The sequence below is a fragment of the Streptomyces sp. NPDC058664 genome, assembly GCF_042716635.1.
Taxonomy (GTDB): Bacteria; Actinomycetota; Actinomycetes; order Streptomycetales; family Streptomycetaceae; genus Streptomyces.
The window spans coordinates 1-22,594 of the sequence record NZ_JBHXRW010000088.1 but is presented as its reverse complement, the minus strand read 5'-3'; the positions used below and the strand labels follow the sequence as shown (position 1 = coordinate 22,594).

Below are 22,594 nucleotides of genomic sequence, written 5' to 3'. Positions count from 1 at the left end.
GGCTCTCCGCAGTGGAAGTCCGGCGCCGGCAACATCTACGCCGACGAGGGCAACCACTGGGACGTGACCTTCTACAACTGCGGCGGCTGCTGACCGTCCACCCGTCCCCGAAAGAGCCCCCTTCGGTGGTCACTTGGACTAACCGAAGGGGGTTCTTGGACTGGAGGGCCCCGCGCGGCACGATCCCGTTGACGGTGCTGCCGGGGCGGGGCCAACTAGTGCGCATGTCCCTCCCCCATTCGCGAAGAATCCGTGCGGCCTGCGCGCTCGCCGTCGCTTCATCCGCCGTGTTCGCCCTGGCCGGGCCCGCCCTCGCCGAGGACGTCACGGCCGCGGACGCCGCCACCGCGGCGGACGTCGCCCCCGCCGCGGAGGACCGGCTCATCGCCTCCCCGCAGCTCTCCGTCGCCGTCGCCGAGGACTTCCCCCGCGTCCTCTCGTACACCGACCGCGCGAGCGGCGCCCGCCTCCTCGGCAGTACGGCCCCGGTCACCCGGGTCGTCCTCAACGGCACCTCGCGCGCCGTCCGGGCCAAGGGCGCCCCCGTCCTGACCGCGTCCACCGCCGCGTACACCCTCACCTTCCCCGACCTGCCCGGGGTCGAGATCGACGCGAGCCTCGGCGTCGACGGGCGGACCACCACGTTCCGGGTGACCGCCGTCCGTGACACCGAGGGCTTCCGGGTCGGCACGATCGACATCCCCGGCCACGACCTGGTCTCCGTCGGCTCCTCTGACGCCGGCGCCGCGACCGCCTTCACCAGGCTCGACCCGGACTCCACCCGTACCGCCGACGTCTTCGCGCGGGTCACCGACGCGACCGCCGCCGAGGCGAACCCGGTGGGCGCGACCTACGCCCTCGTGAACACCGGCGGCCTCGCCGCCGCCGTCGAGTCCAACTCCAGCTACGACAAGCCCTCGGGAGCGTCCGCCCGCGACGGCGCCCGCTTCTGGCACCAGGCCCGCAAGAGCGGCACCGAGACCCGCGTCGGCGTCTGGTCCGGCCAGTGGACCTACCGCGGCGAAGGCGCGCCGAAGCCCGCGAGCGGTGACGGCCTGCCCTGGGCCAAGGTCGTCGTCACCCCCGACGCCAACGCCGACGGCGCCGTCGACTGGCAGGACGGCGCCGTCGCCTTCCGGTCCATCGGGATCAAGGCCCCCGGCAGCGAGCAGACCCCCGGACGGGTGGTCGCCCACATCCCGTTCAACTTCGCCTCCCAGGCCACCCACCCCTTCCTGCGCACCCTCGACGACGTCAAGCGGATCTCGCTCGCCACCGACGGACTCGGCCAGTTCGCGCTGCTCAAGGGGTACGGCTCCGAGGGCCACGACTCCGCCCACCCCGACTACGGCGGCAACTACAACAAGCGGGCCGGCGGCCTCGACGACCTCAACGTCCTCCTCGAGGAGGGCCGGAAGTGGGGCGCGGACTTCGGCGTCCACGTCAACGCCACCGAGTCGTACCCCGAGGCGAAGAACTTCAGCGAGACCCTCGTCGACAAGACAAAGCCCGGCTGGAACTGGCTCAACCAGAGCTACTACATCGACCAGCGCCGCGACATCAACAGCGGCGACCTCGCCCGCCGCTTCAAGCAGCTCCGCGACGAGACCGACCGCAACCTCTCCACGCTCTACATCGACGTCTACTACACCCACGGCTGGATCGCCGACGAGACGATGCGGGCCGTCCAGGCGCAGGGCTGGAACGTCGCCACCGAGTGGTCCGACAAGTTCGAGCGCTCCTCCCTCTGGTCCCACTGGGCCAACGACCTCGACTACGGCGGCGCCACCAACAAGGGCCTCAACTCGCAGATCATCCGCTTCATCCGCAACGACGAGAAGGACATCTGGAACAACCACCCGGTCCTCGGCCAGACCGCGCTCGTCGACTTCGAGGGCTGGACCGGCGAGACCGACTGGAACGACTTCACCGCCAACATCTGGCAGCGGAACCTGCCCGCCAAGTACCTCCAGCAGCAGGAGATCACCCGCTGGAACGGCAACGACCTCACCTTCACCGGCGGGGTCCGCGGCACCGTCGAGAACGGTCGCCGCACCTTCTACGACGACGGCCGCAAGGTCCTCGACGGCGAGAACTACCTGCTCCCCTGGGACGGCGGCAAGAAGCTCTACCACTACAACAAGGCCGGTGGTACGACCAGTTGGGACGTCCCGGCCGGCGTCGGTTCGTACTCCGTGTACCGGCTCACCGACAACGGACGCGTGAAGACCGCCACCGTACGGCCCGCCGACGGGCGGATCACCCTCGACGCCGTCGCCGGGCAGCCGTACGTCCTCCACCCCGACAGCGCGCCCGAACAGCCCGCCCCGAAGTGGGGCCAGGGCACCCCGGTGAAGGACCCCGGCTTCAACGGCGCGAAGCTCACCGCCTGGACCAAGGCCGGCACCGTCACCCGCGACACCGATGCCCAGGGCCGCAACAGCGCGAAGCTCTCCGGCACCGCCGCCGCCTCGGTCCGTCAGCGGATCACCGGCCTCACCCCCGGCGAGCGGTACACCGCCTCCGCCCTGATCGAGGTCCAGGCCGGCGAGACCCGGCCCACCACCCTCTCCGCCGGCGGCCGGTCCGTCACCGTCGAACGGTCCGCGCTCCAGGACCGGGTCGCCGCCTCCGACTGGAACGGCACCCGCTTCCAGCGCGCCAAGGTCACCTTCACCGCCCCGGCCGGCGGCGCCACCGAGCTGAGGATCCGGGCCGCGAGCGGCAGCGCCGCGACCGTCCGGATCGACGACGTCCGGATCGTCGCCAACGACCCCGCCGTCAAGGACGGGGCCCTGGTGTACGAGGACTTCGAGGCCGTCGACCAGGGCTGGGGCCCCTTCCTCAAGGGCGACTCCGGCGGTACGACCGACCCGCGCACCCATATCGCCCAGCTGCACGCCCCGTACACCCAGGCCGGCTGGAACGGAAAGCTGATCGACGACGTCATCGGCGGCGCCGAGTCCCTCAAGTCCCACGACGAGAACAGCGGACTCGTCTACCGCACCGCGCCCTGGACCGTCCCGATGAAGGACGGCCACAGCTACCGCGTCGAGTACGCCTACCAGTCCAGCCACGCGGGCGCGTACGAGTGGGTCACCGGCTACGACCGTACGAACGGCACCTCGGTGGAGACCCGGCGCACGCCGCTCGGGCAGCAGAGGACCGACGGGCACTTCTCGGAGACCGTCACCGCCGGCTGCGGCGACACCTGGACCGGACTGCGCAAGCGCGGTGACGCCCCCGACGGCGCCGACTTCGTCCTCGACGCCTTCACCGTCACCGACCTCGGCCCGGCCGCCGAGCGCGCCGCCTGCGGCACGCTCGCCGTCACCGCCCCCGACACCCTGGAGCCCGGCCGCCCGAACCGGGTCACGGCCACCTTCGGCAACGACGAGACCACCGACGTCACCGGCGCCCGGGCCGTCCTCGCCCTTCCCGAGGGCTGGACCGCGGAGCCGTCGGCGCCCGTCACCCTCGGCACCGTCGCGGCGGGCGGGCAGGCCACCGCCACCTGGCAGGTCACCCCGCCGGTGGACGCGGCCTACCGGCCGTACCCGCTCGGCGCCTCCCTCACGTACACCCTCGGGGGAGAGGAGCGGAAGCTCACCGCCGCCACCACCGCCCGCACCCTGCCCCCGCCGCCCACCGCGGACAGCTGGGCCAGCGACCTGGACTGGACCTCGGCCACCAACGGCTGGGGACCCGTCGAGCGCGACCTCTCCAACGGCGAGACCGGCACAGGTGACGGCTCCCCGCTGCGGATCGGGGGAGTGACGTACACCAAGGGTCTGGGCAGCCACGCGCCCGCGAGGATCCGCTACTACCTGGGCGGCCGATGCACCTCCCTCACCGCCCAGGTCGGCGTGGACGACGTCCAGACCGCCCGGGGCAGCGTCCGGTTCAGCGTCCTCGCGGACGGCGCCGAGAAGGTGAAGTCCCCGGTCCTCAAGGCCACGGACGGGGCCTGGTCGCTCACCGCCGACGTCACCGGCGCCTCCTACGTCGACCTGGTGGCCGACGACGGCGGCGACGGCAACGGCAACGACCACGCGGACTGGGGCGACGCCCGCTTCCGCTGCGGAAGCTGACCGCTGCGGGACCAGCCGGACGCGGCCCGGCGGAAAGCGCTTTCACCGAGCCGTGCCGTGCTCATTGATTGCGTCGGAAACAGGGTGTTACACCAGGCGCCGAACGGTCTCCACCACTTCCCCCGGGAGGCTCCCGTGCCCGTCCCCGCCTGGTCCCGCCGCACCTTCCTGATCACCGCCTCCGCGGCGGCCGCCGCCCTCGGACTCCCCTCCGCCGCCCGCGCGGCGGAGGACGAGTTCGAGGCGCTGCGGCTCCGCTGGGTCGACCTCCAGCTCGGCTCCGGCTTCGACGCCGCCGCCGAGCCCTACGCCTCCCGCCTCGCCGAGACGGGCACGCTCGCGCGTGCCTTCCGCGCCGCCATGGCCCCCGCCACCGGCTCCCTCTGGCCCGACGCCCCCTTCGACCCGCCGGCCGGCATCACCCAGAGCCACAGCCGCCTGTGGACGATGACCCAGGCGTACGCCCAGCTCGGCACCGGCCTCACCGGCGACCCGGGCCTGCTCGCCGACGTCCTGCGCGGCCTCGACCACCTCTCCGCCGGCGTCTACAGGGCGGGCGCCCCGCGCTACGGCAACTGGTGGGAGTGGCAGATAGGCAGCCCGCGCCTCCTCATGGACATCGTGGCCGTACTCCACCCGCACCTCGGCCCCGAGCGGATCGCCGCCGCCTGCGCCGCCGTCGACCACTTCGTCCCCGACTCGGTCCTCACGCACTACACCGGCACCTCCACCGGCGCCAACCGCGTCGACCTGTGCCGCTCGGTCGCCCTGCGCGGAGTCCTCGGCGCGAACCCCGCCAAGATCGCCCTGGCCCGCGACGCCCTCTCGCCCGTCTTCCCGTACGTCACCAAGGGCGACGGCCTCTACGTCGACGGCTCCTTCGTCCAGCACACCTGGGTCGCCTACTCCGGCACCTACGGTCAGGTCATGCTCGACGGCCTCGGGAGGCTCTTCTCGCTCCTCGCCGGATCCAGCTGGGCCGTCACCGACCCGAACCGGCAGATCGTCCTCGACAGCGTCGAGAAGGCCTACGCGCCCCTCATCTACGACGGCCTGATGATGGACAGCGTCAACGGGCGCGCCATCAGCCGCGGGTACCTCAAGAACGACGACCGCCGGATCATGCGCTCCGACCACTTCCACGGCCAGGGCGTCATCGCCGCCGTCGCCCTCCTCGCGGGCGGCGCCTCCACCGCCGAGCGGGACCGCTGGCACGCGCGCGTGAAGGGCTGGATCGAGCGCGACACCGTCTCCCCGATCCTGACCGCCCGCCAGTTCGGCGTCGCCGACCTCGCCCGGCTGCACGCCGTGGCCGCCGCTCCCGTCCCGGCCGCCCCCGAGCCCACCGGGCACCGGCTCTTCGCCGCCATGGACCGGGCCGTCCACCGCCGCCCCGGCTGGGTCGCCAACATCGCCATGGCCTCGGACCGGATCTCGTACTACGAGTGCGGCAACGGCGAGAACCCGCGCGGCTGGCACACCGGCGCCGGGATGCTCTCCTGGTGGACCCCGGACCTCGGCGACCAGTACACCGACTGGTTCTGGCCCACCGTGGACCCGTACCGCCTGCCCGGCACCACCGTCTCCACCAAGCGCCTCGCCGACCGGGCGGGCGGCGAGTGGGGCGCGCCCAGGCCGGCCGTGCGCTGGGTCGGCGGGGCCACCGACGGCGAGTACGCGGCCGTCGGCCAGCACCTGAAGGGCCTCGGCTCCACCCTGGAGGCCCGCAAGTCCTGGTTCTGCGCGGCGGACGCGGTCATCTGCCTCGGCGCGGGGATCACCGCGACCGACGGCGTGCCCGTCGAGACGGTCGTCGACAACCGCCTCCTGGGCGAGTCAGGTACCCAGGCGTTCACCACCGGCGACGGCTGGGCGCACCTGGCGGGCCACGGCGGCTGGGTCTTCCCCGGGGGCACCGACGCCCTCCGCACCCTCCGCGAGGACCGCACCGGCGCCTGGAGCGACATCAACACCACCAGCTCCACCGAGCGCGGGACCCGCCGCTTCCAGACCCTCTGGCTCGACCACGGCACCGACCCGGTCGCCGCCTCGTACGCGTACCTGCTGATGCCGGGCGCCTCCCCCCGTACGGTCGCCGCCCGCGCCGCCGACCCCGGCTGGCTGCGCGTACTCGACAACGGAGCCGACGCCCAGGCGGTCGCCGTCCCGTCCCTCGGGATGACCGCCGCGAACCTCTGGCGGGCCGGTACGGTGGGACGCCTGACGGTCACCGCGCCGGCGAGCGTCCTCGTCCGGCGCCGCCGCTCCGTGCTCGACCTGAGGGTCTCCGAGCCGCCCCGCACCGGGCAGCCGCTGGAGCTGGTCTGGGAAGGGCCGGTCCGCCGGGTGCTCTTCCACGACCCCTCCGTGGAGGTGCTCGCCACCGGGCGCTCCCTGCGGCTCCGGATCACGCCGGGCACCGCGGGCGCCACCCACCGTTGCGAGGTCCTCGTCTAGGTCTATGTAGAACCCCTACAAACACGAGGGGTGTCTGACTGTTGACTCGAGCCGGACAAGCGACGGTTCTGTCCGGCCTCACCAGGAATCGACACGGGAGACTGTACGGAGTGGACGGCGGGATTTTCTTGTTCGGCTTCGTAGGGTCGGTACATGACCGTTGTGGACCAGATCCCGAGCGAGCCCGCTGACGCCCGTGGCCGTGTGGCCGAGCTGCACGTCCTGCGCGAGCAGGCTCTCCGTGGCCCGAGTGACCGGGCGACCGAGGCCCAGCACGCGAAGGGCAAGCTGACCGCGCGCGAGCGCATCGAGCTGCTGCTCGACCCTGGTTCCTTCAACGAGGTCGAGCAGCTGCGCCGGCACCGCGCGCAGGGCTTCGGCCTGGAGGCGAAGAAGCCGTACACCGACGGTGTCATCACCGGCTGGGGCACGGTCGAGGGCCGGACGGTCTTCGTGTACGCCCACGACTTCCGGATCTTCGGCGGCGCGCTCGGCGAGGCGCACGCCACGAAGATCCACAAGATCATGGACATGGCCATCGCGGCCGGTGCCCCGCTGGTCTCCCTGAACGACGGCGCCGGCGCCCGTATCCAGGAGGGCGTCTCCGCCCTCGCCGGCTACGGCGGCATCTTCCAGCGCAACACGCGCGCCTCGGGCGTCATCCCGCAGATCTCGGTGATGCTCGGCCCGTGCGCCGGCGGCGCGGCCTACAGCCCCGCCCTGACCGACTTCGTGTTCATGGTCCGCGAGACCTCGCAGATGTTCATCACGGGCCCTGACGTCGTCAAGGCGGTCACCGGCGAGGAGATCACCCAGAACGGACTCGGCGGCGCCGACGTCCACGCGGGCGTCTCCGGCGTCTCCCACTTCGCGTACGACGACGAGGAGACCTGCATCGCGGAGGTCCGCTACCTCCTGTCGATGCTCCCGCAGAACAACCGCGAGAACCCCCCGACCGTCGCCTCCGAGGACCCGGCGGACCGCCGCTCCGAGGTCCTGCTCGACCTGGTGCCCGCCGACGGCAACCGCCCGTACGACATGCACAAGGTCATCGAGGAGCTCGTCGACGACGGCGACTACCTGGAGATCCACGAGCGCTGGGCCCGCAACATCATCTGCGCCCTCGCCCGGCTCGACGGCCAGGTCGTCGGCCTCGTCGCCAACCAGCCGCAGACGCTCGCCGGTGTCCTGGACATCGAGGCCTCCGAGAAGGCCGCGCGCTTCGTGCAGATGTGCGACGCCTTCAACATCCCGATCATCACCCTTCTGGACGTCCCCGGCTTCCTGCCGGGCGTCGACCAGGAGCACGGTGGAATCATCAGGCACGGCGCCAAGCTGCTCTACGCGTACTGCAACGCGACCGTGCCCCGGATCAGCCTGATCCTGCGCAAGGCCTACGGCGGCGCCTACATCGTCATGGACTCCCAGTCGATCGGCGCCGACCTGACGTACGCCTGGCCCACCAACGAGATCGCGGTCATGGGCGCCGAGGGCGCCGCCAACGTGATCTTCCGCAAGCAGATCGCGGAGGCGGAGGACCCCGAGGCCATGCGTGCCCGCATGGTCAAGGAGTACAAGGCCGAGCTGATGCACCCGTACTACGCCGCGGAGCGAGGTCTGGTCGACGACGTCATCGACCCCGCCGACACCCGCCAGGTGCTCATCCGGTCCCTCGCGATGCTCCGCACCAAGCACGCCGACCTGCCGTCCCGCAAGCACGGCAACCCGCCTCAGTAAGAGGAGACAGCCACGTGACCACCCCTGCCAACCTTCTCCGCGTCGAGAAGGGCCACGCCGACCCCGAGGAGCTCGCCGCCATCACGGCGGTGCTGCTCGCCCGCGCGGCCGCCACGCCCGAGCCGGCGGACCACCGGGGCCGCACCACGGCCGGCTGGCGCCGCCTGGAGCGCGAGCACGGCTTCCGCGCCCCGCACAGCTGGCGCTGACCCGTCCCCGTACCGAAGGCCCCCGCTCCGACCGGAGCGGGGGCCTTCGGCCTTCCGGGGCCGCTACGGACCGATGCGGACACGGACGAGGCCCCGCGCACCGGTGGGGGTGCGCGGGGCCTCTCACATCCGTACGGACAGCTGCCGGTACTACCGGAGCCGGGCCATGAGGGCGTGCTCGACGAGCGTGATGAGGGCGCTCTTGGCGTCGGCGCGGTGGCGGGCGTCCGTGGTGATGATGGGGGTGTCGGGGCCGATCTGGAGGGCCTCGCGGACCTCCTCGGGCTGGTACGGCTGGTTTCCGTCGAAGCCGTTGAGGGCGATGACGAAGGGCAGGCCGCTGTTCTCGAAGTAGTCGACCGCGGGGAAGCAGTCGGCGAGGCGGCGGGTGTCGACGAGGACGACGGCGCCGATGGCGCCGCGGACCAGGTCGTCCCACATGAACCAGAAACGGTCCTGGCCGGGGGTGCCGAACAGGTACAGGATCAGGTCCTGGTCCAGGGTGATGCGGCCGAAGTCCATGGCGACGGTCGTCGTCGTCTTGTCGCCGGTGTGCGTGAGGTCGTCGATGCCCGCGGACGCGGAGGTCATGACGGCTTCGGTACGCAGCGGGTTGATCTCAGAGACGGCGCCGACGAACGTGGTCTTGCCCACGCCGAAGCCACCCGCCACCACGATCTTCGCGCTGGTGGTTGAACGGGCCGCGCCGCCACTAGAGCTTGCGAAGTCCACTGAGCACCCTTTCGAGCAGTGTCACGTCTGGCTGGCCGCCGGCGGCTGCGTCGCCGCCCGGCTGGTGGATGGCGACGAGTCCGGCCTCGGCCAGGTCGGCGACGAGGATTCGGGCGACGCCGAGGGGGATGGAGAGAAGGGCCGAGATCTCCGCGACCGACTTGATCTCGAAGCACAGCCGGCAGATCCGCTGGTGCTCGGGCAACTGCCCCTGCAGCCGGGACGGGTCGGCCGTCGTGCTGACCAGCGCCTCGATGGCGAGCTGGTAGCGCGGCCGGGTCCGGCCGCCGGTCATCGCGTACGGACGCACCAGCGGGTTGTGCCCGCCCGAGCCGCCCGAAGAGCTGGAACCGGCGGCGGACGGAGCGCGCGAGGCGCCGTGCGCGCCCGCGGACGGCGCCTGAGGCTGCCGGTAGGGCTGCGAGGCGCCTTGTCTGCTGGGGGCGGAGGGAAAGTTGAACCGGTTCTGCGTCGGGTCGCCGAGCGGCGCCTGGTGCGCGTCATAACCGTTGTAGGGGCTTGCGCCCGGTGGTGTTCCCACGTTCTCCTCCTCGACTGCCTCGCGGTCCATGTCCCGTGGAACCGCGACACCGCACCCTACGGTGCGGTGGCGCGAAACGCACTGTCTGTCTGTTAGTTGAGAAGACTTCCCTGAAGCTCCGCCCGGAGGTCAGGAGTCAGTACGGTGCCCGCGCGGTCCACGAGCAGGGCCATCTCGTAGCCCACGAGACCGATGTCGGCCTCCGGGTGGGCGAGCACGGCCAGCGAGGAGCCGTCCGAGATCGACATGATGAAGAGGAAGCCGCGCTCCATCTCCACCACGGTCTGGTTGACCGCACCACCCTCGAAGATCCGGGACGCGCCCGCGGTCAGCGAGGTCAGTCCGGAGGCGACGGCCGCCAGCTGGTCGGCGCGGTCCCGGGGGAACCCCTCGGACATCGCCAGCAGGAGTCCGTCGGCGGAGACCACCACCGTGTGCGACACCCCGGGGGTGTTGTCCACGAAGTTGGTGATCAACCAGTTCAGATTCTGCGCCGCCTGGCTCATGCTCACACTAACGCTCCTGGTTGTAGGTACTGCCCGGGCCGAGGCCCGATCCGTTCGTGTCCGTTCCCGCGCTGCGTCCCTGCTGGACACCGCGGCGCAGGTTGCTCAACCTGCCCCGTACGTCCTCGGGGGCGCGGGAGACCTGGGGGCCGCCCTGCGGGGTCTGCTCAGCCGTGCCCTCGACCAGGTTGGCCTTCGGGACCCGGCGGGGGAGACCGGACGAGGTGACCCCGCCGGCCTTCGGGTCCTTGAGCTTCCCGGCCCGCTGCCAGCGCTCGTCGTTGGTCGAGCGCCACGCGTCGGTGCCGTCGGCTTCGTTCTGCTGCTGCTCCTGTGCCGGCTGCGCGGCCTGCGCCTGCTGCGGTGCCTGCTGCTGCGGCGCCTGCTGGCCCTGCGAGGCGACGCTGCCGCGGCGCGGCAGACCGGCGTCGGTCAGCGCGTGACCGGCGTCCGGGACGGCACTCGGGGTCGGACCCGGACGGTCGAAGCCTACGCGCTCAGAGGCCTGTTCGGGAGCGCCGGGAGCAGATTCCGCTTCCGCTCCGTACTGCTGGCTCCAGCCGCTGTCGTAAGCGTTCTGATCCTGCCACTCTCCCTGCTGGGACTGGCCATCGAACGCGTTTCCGTACTGCTGCTGTTCGGCTTCCGGGGTCTCGTACGAGGCCTCCGCATAGCCGGGCTGCTGGTACGTCTCGTAACCCTGCTGCGGGTACGCGTAGCCGTCCTGCTGCGGGAACCCGGCCGCGTACTCCTGGCCGTACCCGTTCCCCTGCTGCTGCTGCTGCTGCGGCTGCTGTCCGTACTCCTGCGCCGGGGCGTACTGCTCCGCCGGGTACTCCTGGGCCTGCTGCTGCCCGTACTCCTGGCCCTGGGCGTACTCCTGGCCCTGGTGCCCGTACGCGTCCGCCTGCCCCGGCTGCTCGGCCTGCTCCGCCTCGTCGCGGAAGAGCGGGCGCTCACCACCCTGCGCCTGGGCCTCCAGGGCGGCACGCCGTCCCTCGCGCTTCAGCGAGCGGTCGACGGGGTCGACCGGGCGCTCCTCCTCGGCCTGCTGCTCGTAGCGCGAGTCGTCGAAGCCGAGGTCGGCGGCGGTCAGCATCTGCTGCTGCGGCGGGGCGGCCTCGAAGGCGTTCTGCTGCTGCCGCGGAATGATCTGGGAGACGGTGAAGTCGTCCTGGATCGGCTGTTCGCCGCCACCGCCGTGCGTGATCGCGTCCGGCAGCATGACGAGCGAGGTCGTACCGGCCTGCTCGCCCGAGGGGCGGAGCTGGACCCGGATGCCGTGGCGGTCGGCGAGCCGGCCGACCACGAACAGGCCCATGCGCTGCGAGACGGCCGCGTCGACGGTCGGCGGGTTCGCCAGCTTGTGGTTGATGTCCGCGAAGTCCTCGGCGGTGAGGCCGATGCCCTTGTCGTGGATCTCGACCATCACCCGGCCGTCGGGGAGACGGGTCGCGGTGACGCGGACCTTGGTCTGCGGGGAGGAGAACGTGGTGGCGTTCTCCAGGAGCTCGGCGAGCAGGTGCACGAGGTCGGTCACGGCCTGGCCGTGGATCTCGGCCTCCGGGACACCGGCCAGCTCGATGCGCTCGTACTGCTCCACCTCGGAGGAGGCGGCACGCATGACGTCGACCAGCGGGACCGGCTGGTCCCAGCGGCGGCCCGGCTCCTCGCCGGCGAGGACGAGGAGGTTCTCGCCGTTGCGGCGCATACGGGTCGCCAGGTGGTCCAGCTTGAAGAGGTTCTCCAGCTGGTCCGGGTCGGCCTCGTTGTTCTCCAGGTCGGTGATGAGGGTCAGCTGGCCCTCGATCAGCGACTGGTTGCGGCGCGAGAGGTTGGTGAAGATCGCGTTGACGTTGCCCCGGAGCATGGCCTGCTCGGCGGCGAGCCGGACGGCCTCGCGGTGGACCTGGTCGAAGGCGCGGGCGACCTCGCCGATCTCGTCCTGCGAGTCGATCGGGATGGGCTGCACACGGGTGTCGACGCGGCCCGGCTCGGTGCGGGAGAGCTGGTCGACCAGCATCGGCAGGCGCTGCTCGGCGATGCCGAAGGCGGCGTTGCGCAGCTGCAGCATCGAGCGGCTCATCTGGCGGGCCATCATCCCGGCCAGGATGAAGGCGGCGAGCAGGGCGACCACGACGATGCCGCCGATGACCCAGGCGTCCGTCTTGGCCTCGTCCGAGATCCTGACGGCCTCGTTCACCGCCTTGTCGACGAGGGCCTTCTCGACCTCGGAGTAGCCCTCGAACTTGGCGGTGGCGACGGCCATCCACGTCTCGGCCGTGATGCCCTTGGACTTCAGGGCCTCGAGGGCCTCGGGGCTCTTGGCGGTACCGATCGCGGAGGCCGCGCCGGAGTAGACCGAGCCGTCCTTGCCCTTGGGCAGCTCCACGCCGGCGGCCTGCATCCGCTTGGCGCCCTCGGTGGCCTTCTCGGCCATGACCTTCTTCAGCAGCTCGACGTCCTCGGGCATACCGCCGGAGGCGAACTCGCCGAGGGCGATCTGCTCCAGGTAGTTGTACGAGTTGAACGCCACGGACTGCTGGGCGAAGACGGCTTCCTGGCGGCTGGGCCGGACCAGGAGCTGGGTGCCGATGGAGCGCTGGAGGGACTCGGCGCCCTTGGACAGCTGGATGGCGTAGACGCTGCGGCCGTAGGCCGTGACGTTGCCGGTGCCGAGGCCGAGCTCGTTGGAGAACTCGGTGAGGTAGTGCTGGACGCCGGTGTACCCGAGCTGGGTGTTCACCGGGTCGAGGGAGCGGGTGTACGCGGCCTTGCGCAGCGCGTCGAGCTTCGGCTCCTCGTCCTTGAAGAGCTTGATGCGGCGCTCGAGGCCCTGGCCCGAGGGCAGGTTCTTGATGGCCTCGTCGAACTTCAGCCGGGCGGCGTCGGTCGCGGCGTACGCCTGCGTGACCTCGTCGCTCTTGCGGTCCTCGGCGGACTTCGCGGCGAGCAGCGGGCCGGCGGTGAGGTCCCGCTCGTTCAGCAGGGCGGTGCTGTACTCCGAGGCGGCGCGCACGATGAGCGCCGTCTTCTCGGCGTCCTGCGCCTCCTGCCAGGTGTCGATCGCTCCCTTGACCTGGAAGCCGCCCATGACGAGGCCGACCAGCACGGGTATGAGGAGGATCGCGTTCAGTCGGGTGGGTACCCGCCAGTTACGGGGCGACAGCTTGCTGGAGCTTCCCTTGCCCGCGGCCGCGGTGGGCGGCGGTGTCACGGGTATGTCCGCGGGCGACACGGCAGTACGCGACGGCGGCGTGAAGTTGCCCCGCGTGCTCCGCGTGTCCTGCTCCGCGGAGCTTTCCTTGCTTCGCCTCACTCGACCAACAACCTCTCGGCGTCGGCACCTACGTTGTGCCGGTGTTTCGTTCAGGGCCGTACTACTCGGGAGTTCATGAATTGCAGCACGTGAAGGGGGTCCGTTCCAAACAGTGGGATGAGGCCTCTTTCCGTGGCCCACACCTCGTATAAAACGGGCATAAAGAGCGAGCCCCGCCAAATGGCGGGGCTCATGTGAGCGCAGTGACACCGATCGGATGCGTCGTGTGTCCGGGAGGCTCCAATTCTCTGTCGAAACGTTATGAACGCCCGGGCGGCCGTGTCGAAGGACACAGACCGCCCCGGCAACCGCGTCAGGACAACCGCCCCGGGGGATCCGCTACTTGAGCCGGGCCATGAGGGCGTGCTCGACGAGCGTGATGAGGGCGCTCTTGGCGTCGGCGCGGTGGCGGGCGTCGGTCACGATGATGGGGGTGTCGGGGCCGATCTGGAGGGCCTCGCGGACCTCCTCGGGCTGGTACGGCTGGTGCCCGTCGAAGCCGTTGAGGGCGATGACGAAGGGCAGGCCGCTGTTCTCGAAGTAGTCGACCGCGGGGAAGCAGTCGGCGAGGCGGCGGGTGTCGACGAGGACGACGGCGCCGATGGCGCCGCGGACCAGGTCGTCCCACATGAACCAGAAACGGTCCTGGCCGGGGGTGCCGAACAGGTACAGGATCAGGTCCTGGTCCAGGGTGATGCGGCCGAAGTCCATGGCGACGGTCGTCGTCGTCTTGCCACCGGTGTGCGTGAGGTCGTCGATGCCCGCCGAAGCGGACGTCATCACGGCCTCGGTACGCAGCGGGTCGATCTCAGAGACGGCGCCGACGAACGTGGTCTTGCCCACGCCGAAGCCACCCGCCACCACGATCTTCGCGCTGGTGGTTGAACGGGCCGCACCGCCACTAGAGCTTGCGAAGTCCACTGAGCACCCTTTCGAGCAGAGTCACGTCCGGCGTGCCGCCGGTTTCTCCGTTGCCCGGCTGGTGGATCGCCACCATGCCGGCCTCCGCCAGGTCGGCGACGAGGATACGGGCGACACCGAGCGGCATCGAGAGCAGAGCCGACACCTCGGCCACCGACTTCACCTCACGGCACAGGTGGCAGATCCGCTGGTGCTCGGGGAGCAGGGTGGCGAGGTGCGCCGGGTCGGCCGTGGTGCTGACCAGCGCCTCGATGGCGAGCTGGTAGCGCGGCCGGGTCCGGCCGCCGGTCATCGCGTACGGACGCACCAGCGGCTGGTCGCCCTCGTACCCGTACTCGTCGACTGAAGAGCCGTACGGATCGTGAGAGGCGGGGGGCGGGGTCATGAATCCTCCGGGCGTGACAGCAAGGCTTCTGCCGTCGGATGGGGCCGGTGGGGGGCCGGGTGGGGCGGCCGGACGATTTGAACGGTGCGCAGGGCGGTACGGAGGGGCGTACCGCCCTGTGGATCGGTCATGTGATGGGGTCTTGTCCCGGATGCGGAACCGGCTAGTGGAGCAGGCTGCCCTGGAGCTCCGCGCGGAGATCCGGGGTGAGGACGCTGCCGGCCCGGTCGACAAGCAGCGCCATCTCGTAGCCCACGAGGCCGATGTCGCACTCGGGGTGGGCGAGCACGGCCAGCGAGGAACCGTCGGAGACCTGCATGAGGAAGAGGAAGCCGCGCTCCATCTCCACCACGGTCTGTGCGACGGGGCCGCCCTCGAAGATCCGGGACGCGCCCGCGGTCAGCGAGGTCAGTCCGGACGCGACCGCCGCCAGCTGGTCGGCACGGTCGCGGGGGAAGCCTTCGGACATGGCGAGCAGGAGTCCGTCGGCGGAGACCACCACCGTGTGCGACACCCCGGGGGTGTTGTCCACGAAATTGGTGATCAACCAGTTCAGGTTCTGCGCCGCCTGGCTCATCGCGTTCAACTAGCGCTCCTGCTGAGGGTTCGGACCGAGGTGGTGGCTACCCGTGGTCGAGTTGCCGGCCTGGCGGCCCTGCTGGATGCCGCGGCGCAGATTGGTGAGCCGGCCGCGGACGTCGTCGGGTGCACGCGAGACCTGGGGGCCGGCCGTGTGGGCCTGCTCCTGTGCGGTCCCGGGTACGAGGTTGGCCTTCGGCACACGGCGCGGAAGGCCTGAGGTGGTGACACCGCCGGCCGCGGGCTTGCGCACCCGCTCGGCCTGGCGCACCAACTCGTCGTTGGGCGAGGTCCGCCAGGCGGCCCCGCCGTTCTGCTGGCCGGCGCCGGCGGCCGGGTCACCGGACTGCCGGGGCGCCGGAGCGGCGGGCTGCGACACGACCGGGGTCTGCATGGTCTGCGCCACGTCCGGAACACGGCCCGCGCCCTGCTGTCGCTCCTGGTGCCAGTTGGTCTCCAGGTTGTCGAACAGCGGGGTACGGCCGTCGCCCGCGCCGCTCGCCGGAGGCAGGGCCTCCGGCCGCCGCGGCTGCTGGAGCTGCGGCTGGACCGGCTCGGAACCCGCACGCGGAGCACCGAGGTCGCCACCGGTGCGCTGACGCGGCGCCGGAGCCTGCGGGGCCTGCTGCTGCGCCTGCGGTACGAACGGCTGCCGGCCGAACTGCTGCTGCTGACCGCCCTGCTGCTGCTGACCGCCCTGGTACTGCTGACCGCCCTGGTACTGCTGCTGAGGGGCCTGCTGCGGGGCGTTGAAGTCGGGCCGCGCGAACTGCCCGGTGGAACCGGGGCCCTGCGGGGCGTCGAAGTCCGGACGCGGGAACTGCGCCGTCGACGCCGGGTCCTGGGCACCGCCCTGGTACTGCTGCTGAGGGGCCTGCTGCGGGGCGTTGAAGTCGGGGCGCGGGAACTGGCCCGTGGAACCGGGGCCCTGCGGGGCCGCCGGAGCCCCGAACAGGCCCGTCGTCTCCGGCTCCTCGTGACCGCGCGGGGCGTCCAGCGGGGACATCTCCTGGCGCGGACGCCGGACCGGCTGCTGCGCCGGGTCGTTGCCCCAGCTCGCGGCCTGCGGGCGCTGCTGCTGGGGGGTGCCCCCCGGCAGCTCGGCGCGCGGGAACTCGTATCCGCCGGTCTGGTTGCCCTGCGGCGGCTGCTGCGGCGCGCCGGGTCCGGCCTGCGGGCCGCCGGTGTTGCCCCACACGTCCGTACGGGAGGGGATGGCGCTCGCGGCGCCGCCGATGAGCCCGCCGCCGGGGCGCGGCGGCTCGTTGCCCTGCGGACCCCGGGGAGCCTGCGGAGCCGGGGGGATCTGCGGCAGCCGGCCCGTCTGGTCCAGCTGGGCGTTCTGCGGCTGCGGGGTGCGGGACTGCGGAGCGCCCTGCGGGCCACCGGCGAGCGGGGCACCGTCACGGGCGGGCAGCGCGGCCCGGGGACCGCTCGTACCGACCTGGCCGCGCGGGGCTCCGGCGCCGAGCAGACCGCCCGCCGCCGACGGCGCACCGCCCTGACCCGGACGTCCGCCGCCGGGGCCACCGGCCGCGCCGGGACCGCCGGGAAGCCGGCCGCCCGGGGCGGAGGCGCCCTGCGGCATCGCGCCCTGGCCACCGCCGCCCGGCTTGGGCATCGGCTTCTTGCCGCCCTGGGCGACGTCGACCGGCAGCATGACGAGCGCGGTGGTGCCGCCCGAGTCGGAGGGACGCAGCTGGATGCGGATGCCGTGTCGCAGGGACAGGCGGCCGACCACGAACAGACCCATGCGGCGGGAGACCGAGACGTCCACGGTGGGCGGCGAGGCGAGCCGCTCGTTGATCGCGGCGAGGTCCTCGGGGGAGAGACCGATGCCGGTGTCGTGGATCTCGACGAGCACCCGGCCGTCGGGCAGCGCGTGACCTGTGACCCGGACCTTGGTCTGCGGGGAGGAGAACGAGGTGGCGTTCTCGAGCAGCTCGGCGAGGAGGTGCACGAGGTCGTTGACGACCCGGCCCGCGACCTCGGTCGCCGGGACCGAGGCCAGTTCGATGCGCTCGTACTGCTCCACCTCGGAGGCGGCGGCGCGCAGGACGTCGACCAGCGGGACCGGACGGGTCCAGCGGCGGCCCGGCTCCTCGCCCGCGAGGACGAGGAGGTTCTCACCGTTACGGCGCATGCGCGTCGCGAGGTGGTCGAGCTTGAAGAGCGAGGACAGCTGGTCCGGGTCGGCCTCGCGGGACTCCAGCTCGGAGATGAGCGAGAGCTGGCGCTGGATGAGGCCCTGGGAGCGGCGCGAGAGGTTGGTGAACATCGCGTTGACGTTGCCGCGGAGGAGGGCCTGCTCGGCGGCGAGACGCACGGCCTCGCGGTGCACGTCGTCGAAGGCCGCGGCCACCTGGCCGATCTCGTCCCGGGAGTGCACACCGACGGACTCGACGGAGGTGTCGACGTCCTGCGGGTCGGACTCGGAGAGCTGCTTGACGAGCTCGGGCAGCCGGTCCTGGGCGACCTTGGTCGCGGTGTCCTGGAGCCGGCGCAGCGAGCGGATCATGGACCGCGCCACGACGAAGGCGCCGATGAGGGAGACGCCGAGGACGAGGAGGATCAGCGCACCGTTGATGATGGCCTCGCGCTGCGACTCCTGCCGCAGCTCACGGGCCATCGTCTCCATGTCGCCGAGCAGACCGCGCTCGATGCGGTTCATGGCGGCGATCTTCGTGCCGTACTCGTCGGTGAAGTTCAGGTGACCGCGCGGGTCGCCGGTCTCCATGGCCTCGTCCTGGTTGAGGACGCGCTCGGCGTACTTCTCGGCGGCGGCGATCGACGGGTTGCCGGTGGTCAGGGACGCCGTCCGCTCGGTGGCGTCACCACCGGTCGACTCGTAGATCGCCTGGAAGGACTTGAGCTCGTCACCCTCGGAGTTGAGCGCGGCCTCGCCGTAGAGGCGGTCGCCCTGCTGGATCTTTCCGGAGGTCCTGTCGCTCGCGGGCAGCGCCGCCGCGATGATCGCCTGCTGGATGGAGGCGTACTCCTTGGCGGACGAGAACGCGGCGAGCGCACGGGTCCGCTTGATCATCTCGGGGTTGCTGGTCGCCTGCGCCATGTCCTGGGACAGGCTGAGCAGCGCGCGGATGAGGCGGCTGTACGCCTCGACCGTCACCGAGTGGGAGACGCCCTCCTCGTAGGCGGTCCTGCGGATCGTGGTCAGGTGGACGACCTGCGAGGCGATCCCGTTGACGTTCTGGCGGATGCTGCGCAGCGCCTCGTCGCCCTCGGTGGCCGGGATCTCCTCGGTCGCCAGGAGGAAGGCCTTGTACTCGAGGTCCGTCTTCCGGCGCGGGTTGGAGACCTGGTAGTCGCTGACCGGCCTGCCGTTGGCCAGGGGGCCGGCGGACAGGTCGCGCTCGGCCTGCAGGGCCTGCGCGAGGTCGGTCGCCTCTCGGGTCAGCTTGGTGAGCAGCTGCATGTGGTCGAGCTGCTCCATGTCCTGGAGCGACTCGCTGATGCGGATGCCGCCCAGGGTGGTCGCGGCGACCACGGGGAGGGTGAGGAGCGCGACCAGGCGCGTGGAGATGCGCCAGTTGCGCAGGGCTATTCGGGGGCCGACCTCGTTCTCGGCCCGGGGCTTGACGGGAGCTTCGGACGGCTCGGCGGCAGCGGCCGCGGCGCCCGTGCGCCTGCCGCCGTCACCGCCGTCGCCGGACGGTCCCTGACCCTGGTTCGGGGTGTGCGAGGCCGAGGGACCGCGGTCGGTCCCGGCACGCGGTTCCTGCTCCGCCGGAGCATCCGCTCGGCCCTGGCGGGCCGGGGGAGACCCCGAGCCATCCCTCTTGAAACGTCCCTGCACTAGCGTCGCAACCTCTGGACCAGGCGTCCTTCCGGGTAACGGAGAGGACGGTGTCGGCGTCGTTCGGGGTGTGTGGAGCACCCCAGGTGGTCGTCGGTGACCGGCGCAGTTCCCCCTTTGTCCGCCACTCGGCCGGCGCTGCGTTGCGCCCCCTGCGCGCCGGCTTGAAACCCGCGGCGGTGCGTGGAATTCCAGCACAGTGCCGGATCTCCAACAAGGGCCGCGTGTCGCACGGGGAGGGTCATGACAACCCGTACGCACAGTGTCACCGCACGTAGAACATGATCACGGAGGATTCGGACTTTTCCTCTCCAATGACTGCGCGTGCCCGTGTGTCCCAGTCGACATGATCAGGAGCGGAATGGAGCATTCAATGGCGGAATGTCCCTTTCCGTGGCGACAGGCGACCGTCCGTAATGCCTGGTTTGTGATGCCATTGGTGAGCAAACTCACACGCTGATCGATGTCTTAGCCATGCATTCGAAGGGAATCGCATGTTTAGCCTGACGCTTTACACCACCTCGCGCCCGTACGCGGCGCCCGTTCCGGAACAAGGTCAGATCACCGCGATGAAGACGACGACGCCCGGCACCACGGCCAACCCCCGCCGTTCCACCCTCGTCCACCTCACGGACGCCGCAGAGCTCGACCGGGGCGCCCGGCCGGAGTACGCGGCCGAACTGCCCACCCGGACGGCCAACCCGCGCCGCACCGTCCTCATGCAGCCCCCGGCCCCGTACCAGCCGGAGCCGTACGCCGCCGCGTCCCGCTGACCCGGGCGCCCCGCCCCGCACCGGTGCCGCCGGCCGTGTCGGCCGGCCCGGTGACACCGCAGGTCCACCGCCCCCGCGCCGCGTTAGCCTGGAGCGTCAGACTCCAGCCAGCACCAAGTGAGGGGCGACAGCACTCGTGCGCATCGCCAGATTCTCCATCGACGGCAATGTGGCCTTCGGCGCGGTCGAGGGCGAGGGAACCGTCGAGTCCGGCGGCCTCGTCCTCGACATCATCAAGGGCATCCCGTACACCGACTTCGAGCTCAGCGGCACCAAGGTCCCGCTGAGCAAGGTACGGCTCCTGCCGCCCGTGCTCCCCAACAAGGTCGTGGCCATCGGCCGCAACTACGCGGAGCACGCCGCCGAACTCGGCAACGAGGTCCCCGACGTCCCCGTCGCCTTCTTCAAGCCCACCACCTCGGTGATCGGCCCCGGCGACGCCATCGAGTACCCCTCCTTCTCCGACGAGCTGCACCACGAGGCCGAACTGGCCGTGGTGATCGGCCGCATGTGCCGCGAGGTGCCCCGCGAGCGCGTCAAGGACGTCATCTTCGGCTACACCTGCGCCAACGACGTCACCGCCCGCGACGCCCAGAAGCGCGAGAAGCAGTGGGCCCGCGCCAAGGGCTTCGACACCTCCTGCCCGCTGGGCCCCTGGGTGGAGACGGACATGAGCATCGCTGCCGCGAGCGACCTGACCATCCAGGCCACGGTCAACGGCGAACAGCGCCAGCTGGGCCGGACCAGCGACATGGTCCGCTCCATCGAGGACCTGGTCGTCCACATCACCGAGGCCATGACGCTGCTCCCCGGCGACGTCATCCTCACCGGCACCCCGGCCGGGGTCGGCCCCCTCAACGTCGGCGACGAGGTCGCCGTCACCATCGAAGGCATCGGCACTCTCACCAATAAGGTGATCAAGCGTGGCTAACGCGAACATCCGCGTCCGTTTCTGTCCCTCGCCGACCGGCAACCCCCACGTGGGTCTGGTCCGCACCGCCCTCTTCAACTGGGCCTTCGCCCGGCACAACGAGGGCACCATGGTCTTCCGCATCGAGGACACCGACGCGGCCCGCGACTCCGAGGAGTCGTACGAGCAGCTGCTCGACTCCCTGAAGTGGCTCGGCCTCGACTGGGACGAGGGCCCGGAGGTGGGCGGCCCGCACGCCCCGTACCGCCAGTCGCAGCGGATGGACATCTACAAGGACGTCGCCGACAAGCTGCTCGCCGGCGGCTACGCGTACCACTGCTTCTGCACCGCCGTGGAGCTGGAGGCCCGACGCGACGCGGCCCGCCTGGCCGGCAAGCCGTCCGGCTACGACGGCACCTGCCGCAACCTGAGCGCCGAGCGCATCGAGCGCTACCGCGCCGAGGGACGCGACTCCATCGTCCGGTTCAAGATGCCCGACGAGCCGATCACCTTCACCGACCTGGTCCGCGGCGAGCTCACCTTCACCCCGGACAACGTCCCGGACTACGGCATCGTGCGCGCCAACGGCGCCCCGCTGTACACCCTGGTCAACCCGGTCGACGACGCCCTCATGGAGATCACCCACGTCCTGCGCGGCGAGGACCTGCTCTCCTCCACCCCCCGCCAGATCGCGCTCTACAAGGCGCTGATCGAGCTGGGCGTCGCCAAGGAGATCCCCTCCTTCGGCCACCTGCCCTACGTGATGGGCGAGGGCAACAAGAAGCTCTCCAAGCGCGACCCGGAGGCCTCCCTCAACCTCTACCGGGAGCGCGGCTTCCTCCGGGAGGGCCTCCTGAACTACCTGTCCCTCCTCGGCTGGTCGTTCTCGGCGGACCAGGACATCTTCACCATCGAGCAGATGGTGTCGAAGTTCGACATCGCCGACGTCAACGCCAACCCGGCGCGCTTCGACCTCAAGAAGGCCGAGTCGATCAACGCGGACCACATCCGCATGCTCGACGTGAAGACCTTCGCCGAGGCCTGCGAGCCCTGGCTCAAGGCCCCGCACGCCAACTGGGCGCCCGAGGACTTCGACCGCGCCGCCTGGGAGGCCATCGCGCCGCACGCCCAGACCCGTATGACGGTCCTCTCGGAGATCACGGCCAACGTCGACTTCCTCTTCCTGCCCGAGCCGGTCTTCGACCAGCCCTCGTGGGACAAGGCGATGAAGGGGGAGCCGGCGGCCCTCCTCACCACCGCCCGCGAGAAGCTCGCCGACGCCGACTGGAGCGACCCCGAGTCCCTCAAGAACGCCGTCCTGGCCGCCGGCGAGGCCCACGGCCTCAAGCTCGGCAAGGCCCAAGCCCCGGTCCGCGTCGCGGTCACCGGCCGCACGGTCGGCCTGCCGCTCTTCGAGTCCATGGAGATCCTGGGCAGGGAGAAGTCCCTGACCCGCATCGACGCGGCCCTGGCGAAGCTCGCCGCGTAGCCGCACGCCGTACGCGACGGGGGCGGCGGCCGGAGGATCTCCGACCACCCCCCCCCCCCGGCACCCCCCCCCCCCGAGCCCCCCCCCCGGCCCCGCAACCCCCCCCCACCCCCCCCACGTTGAAACCCCAC

At 71.4% G+C, this 22,594-nt stretch carries 15 protein-coding genes; 7 read left to right on the top strand and 8 right to left on the bottom strand.

Going from position 1 to position 22,594, the window contains the following annotated elements:
* Window positions 1-224 precede the first annotated feature (224 nt).
* The 4 genes from ACFWUY_RS37955 (at window position 225) to ACFWUY_RS37940 (ending at window position 8,494) form a co-directional block, all read left to right on the top strand.
* Window positions 225-4,091, top strand: a complete 3,867-nt coding sequence (locus tag ACFWUY_RS37955; RefSeq protein WP_384120836.1) for an endo-alpha-N-acetylgalactosaminidase family protein — start codon at window positions 225-227, stop codon at window positions 4,089-4,091.
* 135 nt (window positions 4,092-4,226) lie between these two features.
* A complete protein-coding gene (locus ACFWUY_RS37950; protein ID WP_384120834.1) occupies window positions 4,227-6,548 on the top strand; it encodes a polysaccharide lyase 8 family protein in 2,322 nt (773 codons plus the stop codon).
* Between the two features lie 153 nt (window positions 6,549-6,701).
* Window positions 6,702-8,285 carry an acyl-CoA carboxylase subunit beta gene (locus tag ACFWUY_RS37945; protein ID WP_384120832.1) on the top strand — a complete coding sequence of 528 codons (1,584 nt, stop codon included), beginning with the start codon at window positions 6,702-6,704 and terminating at the stop codon, window positions 8,283-8,285.
* A 14-nt stretch (window positions 8,286-8,299) separates the two neighbouring features.
* Window positions 8,300-8,494 carry an acyl-CoA carboxylase subunit epsilon gene (locus tag ACFWUY_RS37940; RefSeq protein ID WP_384120830.1) on the top strand — a complete coding sequence of 65 codons (195 nt, stop codon included), beginning with the start codon at window positions 8,300-8,302 and terminating at the stop codon, window positions 8,492-8,494.
* A 150-nt stretch (window positions 8,495-8,644) separates the two neighbouring features.
* Here the strand turns inward: ACFWUY_RS37940 and ACFWUY_RS37935 are convergent, their stop codons facing one another.
* The 8 genes from ACFWUY_RS37935 to ACFWUY_RS37900 all read right to left on the bottom strand — a co-directional run bounded on the left by ACFWUY_RS37935 (window position 8,645) and on the right by ACFWUY_RS37900 (window position 19,291).
* A complete protein-coding gene (locus ACFWUY_RS37935) occupies window positions 8,645-9,226 on the bottom strand; it encodes an ATP/GTP-binding protein (RefSeq protein ID WP_015036414.1) in 582 nt (193 codons plus the stop codon).
* Complete coding sequence (locus ACFWUY_RS37930) at window positions 9,207-9,767, bottom strand: DUF742 domain-containing protein (protein ID WP_384120838.1); 561 nt, start codon at window positions 9,765-9,767, stop codon at window positions 9,207-9,209. The genes ACFWUY_RS37935 and ACFWUY_RS37930 overlap by 20 nt, the downstream gene beginning before the upstream one ends.
* A gap of 92 nt (window positions 9,768-9,859) precedes the next feature.
* The gene (locus tag ACFWUY_RS37925; RefSeq protein WP_026057603.1) at window positions 9,860-10,273 is read right to left on the bottom strand and encodes a roadblock/LC7 domain-containing protein; all 414 of its coding nucleotides are present in this window, start codon (window positions 10,271-10,273) and stop codon (window positions 9,860-9,862) included.
* A gap of 7 nt (window positions 10,274-10,280) precedes the next feature.
* A complete protein-coding gene (locus ACFWUY_RS37920) occupies window positions 10,281-13,592 on the bottom strand; it encodes a nitrate- and nitrite sensing domain-containing protein (RefSeq protein ID WP_384120828.1) in 3,312 nt (1,103 codons plus the stop codon).
* A 339-nt stretch (window positions 13,593-13,931) separates the two neighbouring features.
* Entirely contained in the window at window positions 13,932-14,513 is a 582-nt protein-coding gene (locus tag ACFWUY_RS37915) for an ATP/GTP-binding protein (RefSeq protein WP_384120826.1), read from the bottom strand.
* Complete coding sequence (locus ACFWUY_RS37910) at window positions 14,494-14,898, bottom strand: DUF742 domain-containing protein (protein ID WP_384120824.1); 405 nt, start codon at window positions 14,896-14,898, stop codon at window positions 14,494-14,496. Before ACFWUY_RS37910 ends, ACFWUY_RS37915 begins: the two co-directional genes overlap by 20 nt.
* Window positions 14,899-15,061: 163 nt before the next feature.
* On the bottom strand, window positions 15,062-15,475 hold the full coding sequence (locus ACFWUY_RS37905; protein WP_015036421.1) for a roadblock/LC7 domain-containing protein: 414 nt from the start codon (window positions 15,473-15,475) through the stop codon (window positions 15,062-15,064).
* A gap of 9 nt (window positions 15,476-15,484) precedes the next feature.
* On the bottom strand, window positions 15,485-19,291 hold the full coding sequence (locus ACFWUY_RS37900) for a nitrate- and nitrite sensing domain-containing protein (RefSeq protein WP_384120822.1): 3,807 nt from the start codon (window positions 19,289-19,291) through the stop codon (window positions 15,485-15,487).
* A gap of 494 nt (window positions 19,292-19,785) precedes the next feature.
* On the opposite strand from ACFWUY_RS37900, the gene ACFWUY_RS37895 reads away from it, so the two are divergent.
* The 3 genes from ACFWUY_RS37895 (at window position 19,786) to gltX (ending at window position 22,463) form a co-directional block, all read left to right on the top strand.
* Window positions 19,786-20,064, top strand: coding sequence for a hypothetical protein (locus ACFWUY_RS37895; RefSeq protein WP_384120821.1), 279 nt, complete (start codon window positions 19,786-19,788; stop codon window positions 20,062-20,064).
* 136 nt (window positions 20,065-20,200) lie between these two features.
* Entirely contained in the window at window positions 20,201-20,995 is a 795-nt protein-coding gene (locus ACFWUY_RS37890) for a fumarylacetoacetate hydrolase family protein (protein WP_384120819.1), read from the top strand.
* On the top strand, window positions 20,988-22,463 hold the full coding sequence (gene gltX / locus ACFWUY_RS37885; protein ID WP_384120817.1) for a glutamate--tRNA ligase: 1,476 nt from the start codon (window positions 20,988-20,990) through the stop codon (window positions 22,461-22,463). The genes ACFWUY_RS37890 and gltX overlap by 8 nt, the downstream gene beginning before the upstream one ends.
* Window positions 22,464-22,594 lie beyond the last annotated feature (131 nt).

Bases quoted from the DNA above. Each gene is read 5' to 3' on its own strand.
- ACFWUY_RS37910 (WP_384120824.1), bottom strand. From the start codon at position 14,898: ATGACCCCGCCCCCCGCCTCTCACGATCCGTACGGCTCTTCAGTCGAC.
- ACFWUY_RS37925 (WP_026057603.1), bottom strand. From the start codon at position 10,273: ATGAGCCAGGCGGCGCAGAATCTGAACTGGTTGATCACCAACTTCGTG.
- ACFWUY_RS37955 (WP_384120836.1), top strand. From the start codon at position 225: ATGTCCCTCCCCCATTCGCGAAGAATCCGTGCGGCCTGCGCGCTCGCC.
- ACFWUY_RS37945 (WP_384120832.1), top strand. From the start codon at position 6,702: ATGACCGTTGTGGACCAGATCCCGAGCGAGCCCGCTGACGCCCGTGGC.
- ACFWUY_RS37895 (WP_384120821.1), top strand. From the start codon at position 19,786: ATGTTTAGCCTGACGCTTTACACCACCTCGCGCCCGTACGCGGCGCCC.
- ACFWUY_RS37905 (WP_015036421.1), bottom strand. From the start codon at position 15,475: ATGAGCCAGGCGGCGCAGAACCTGAACTGGTTGATCACCAATTTCGTG.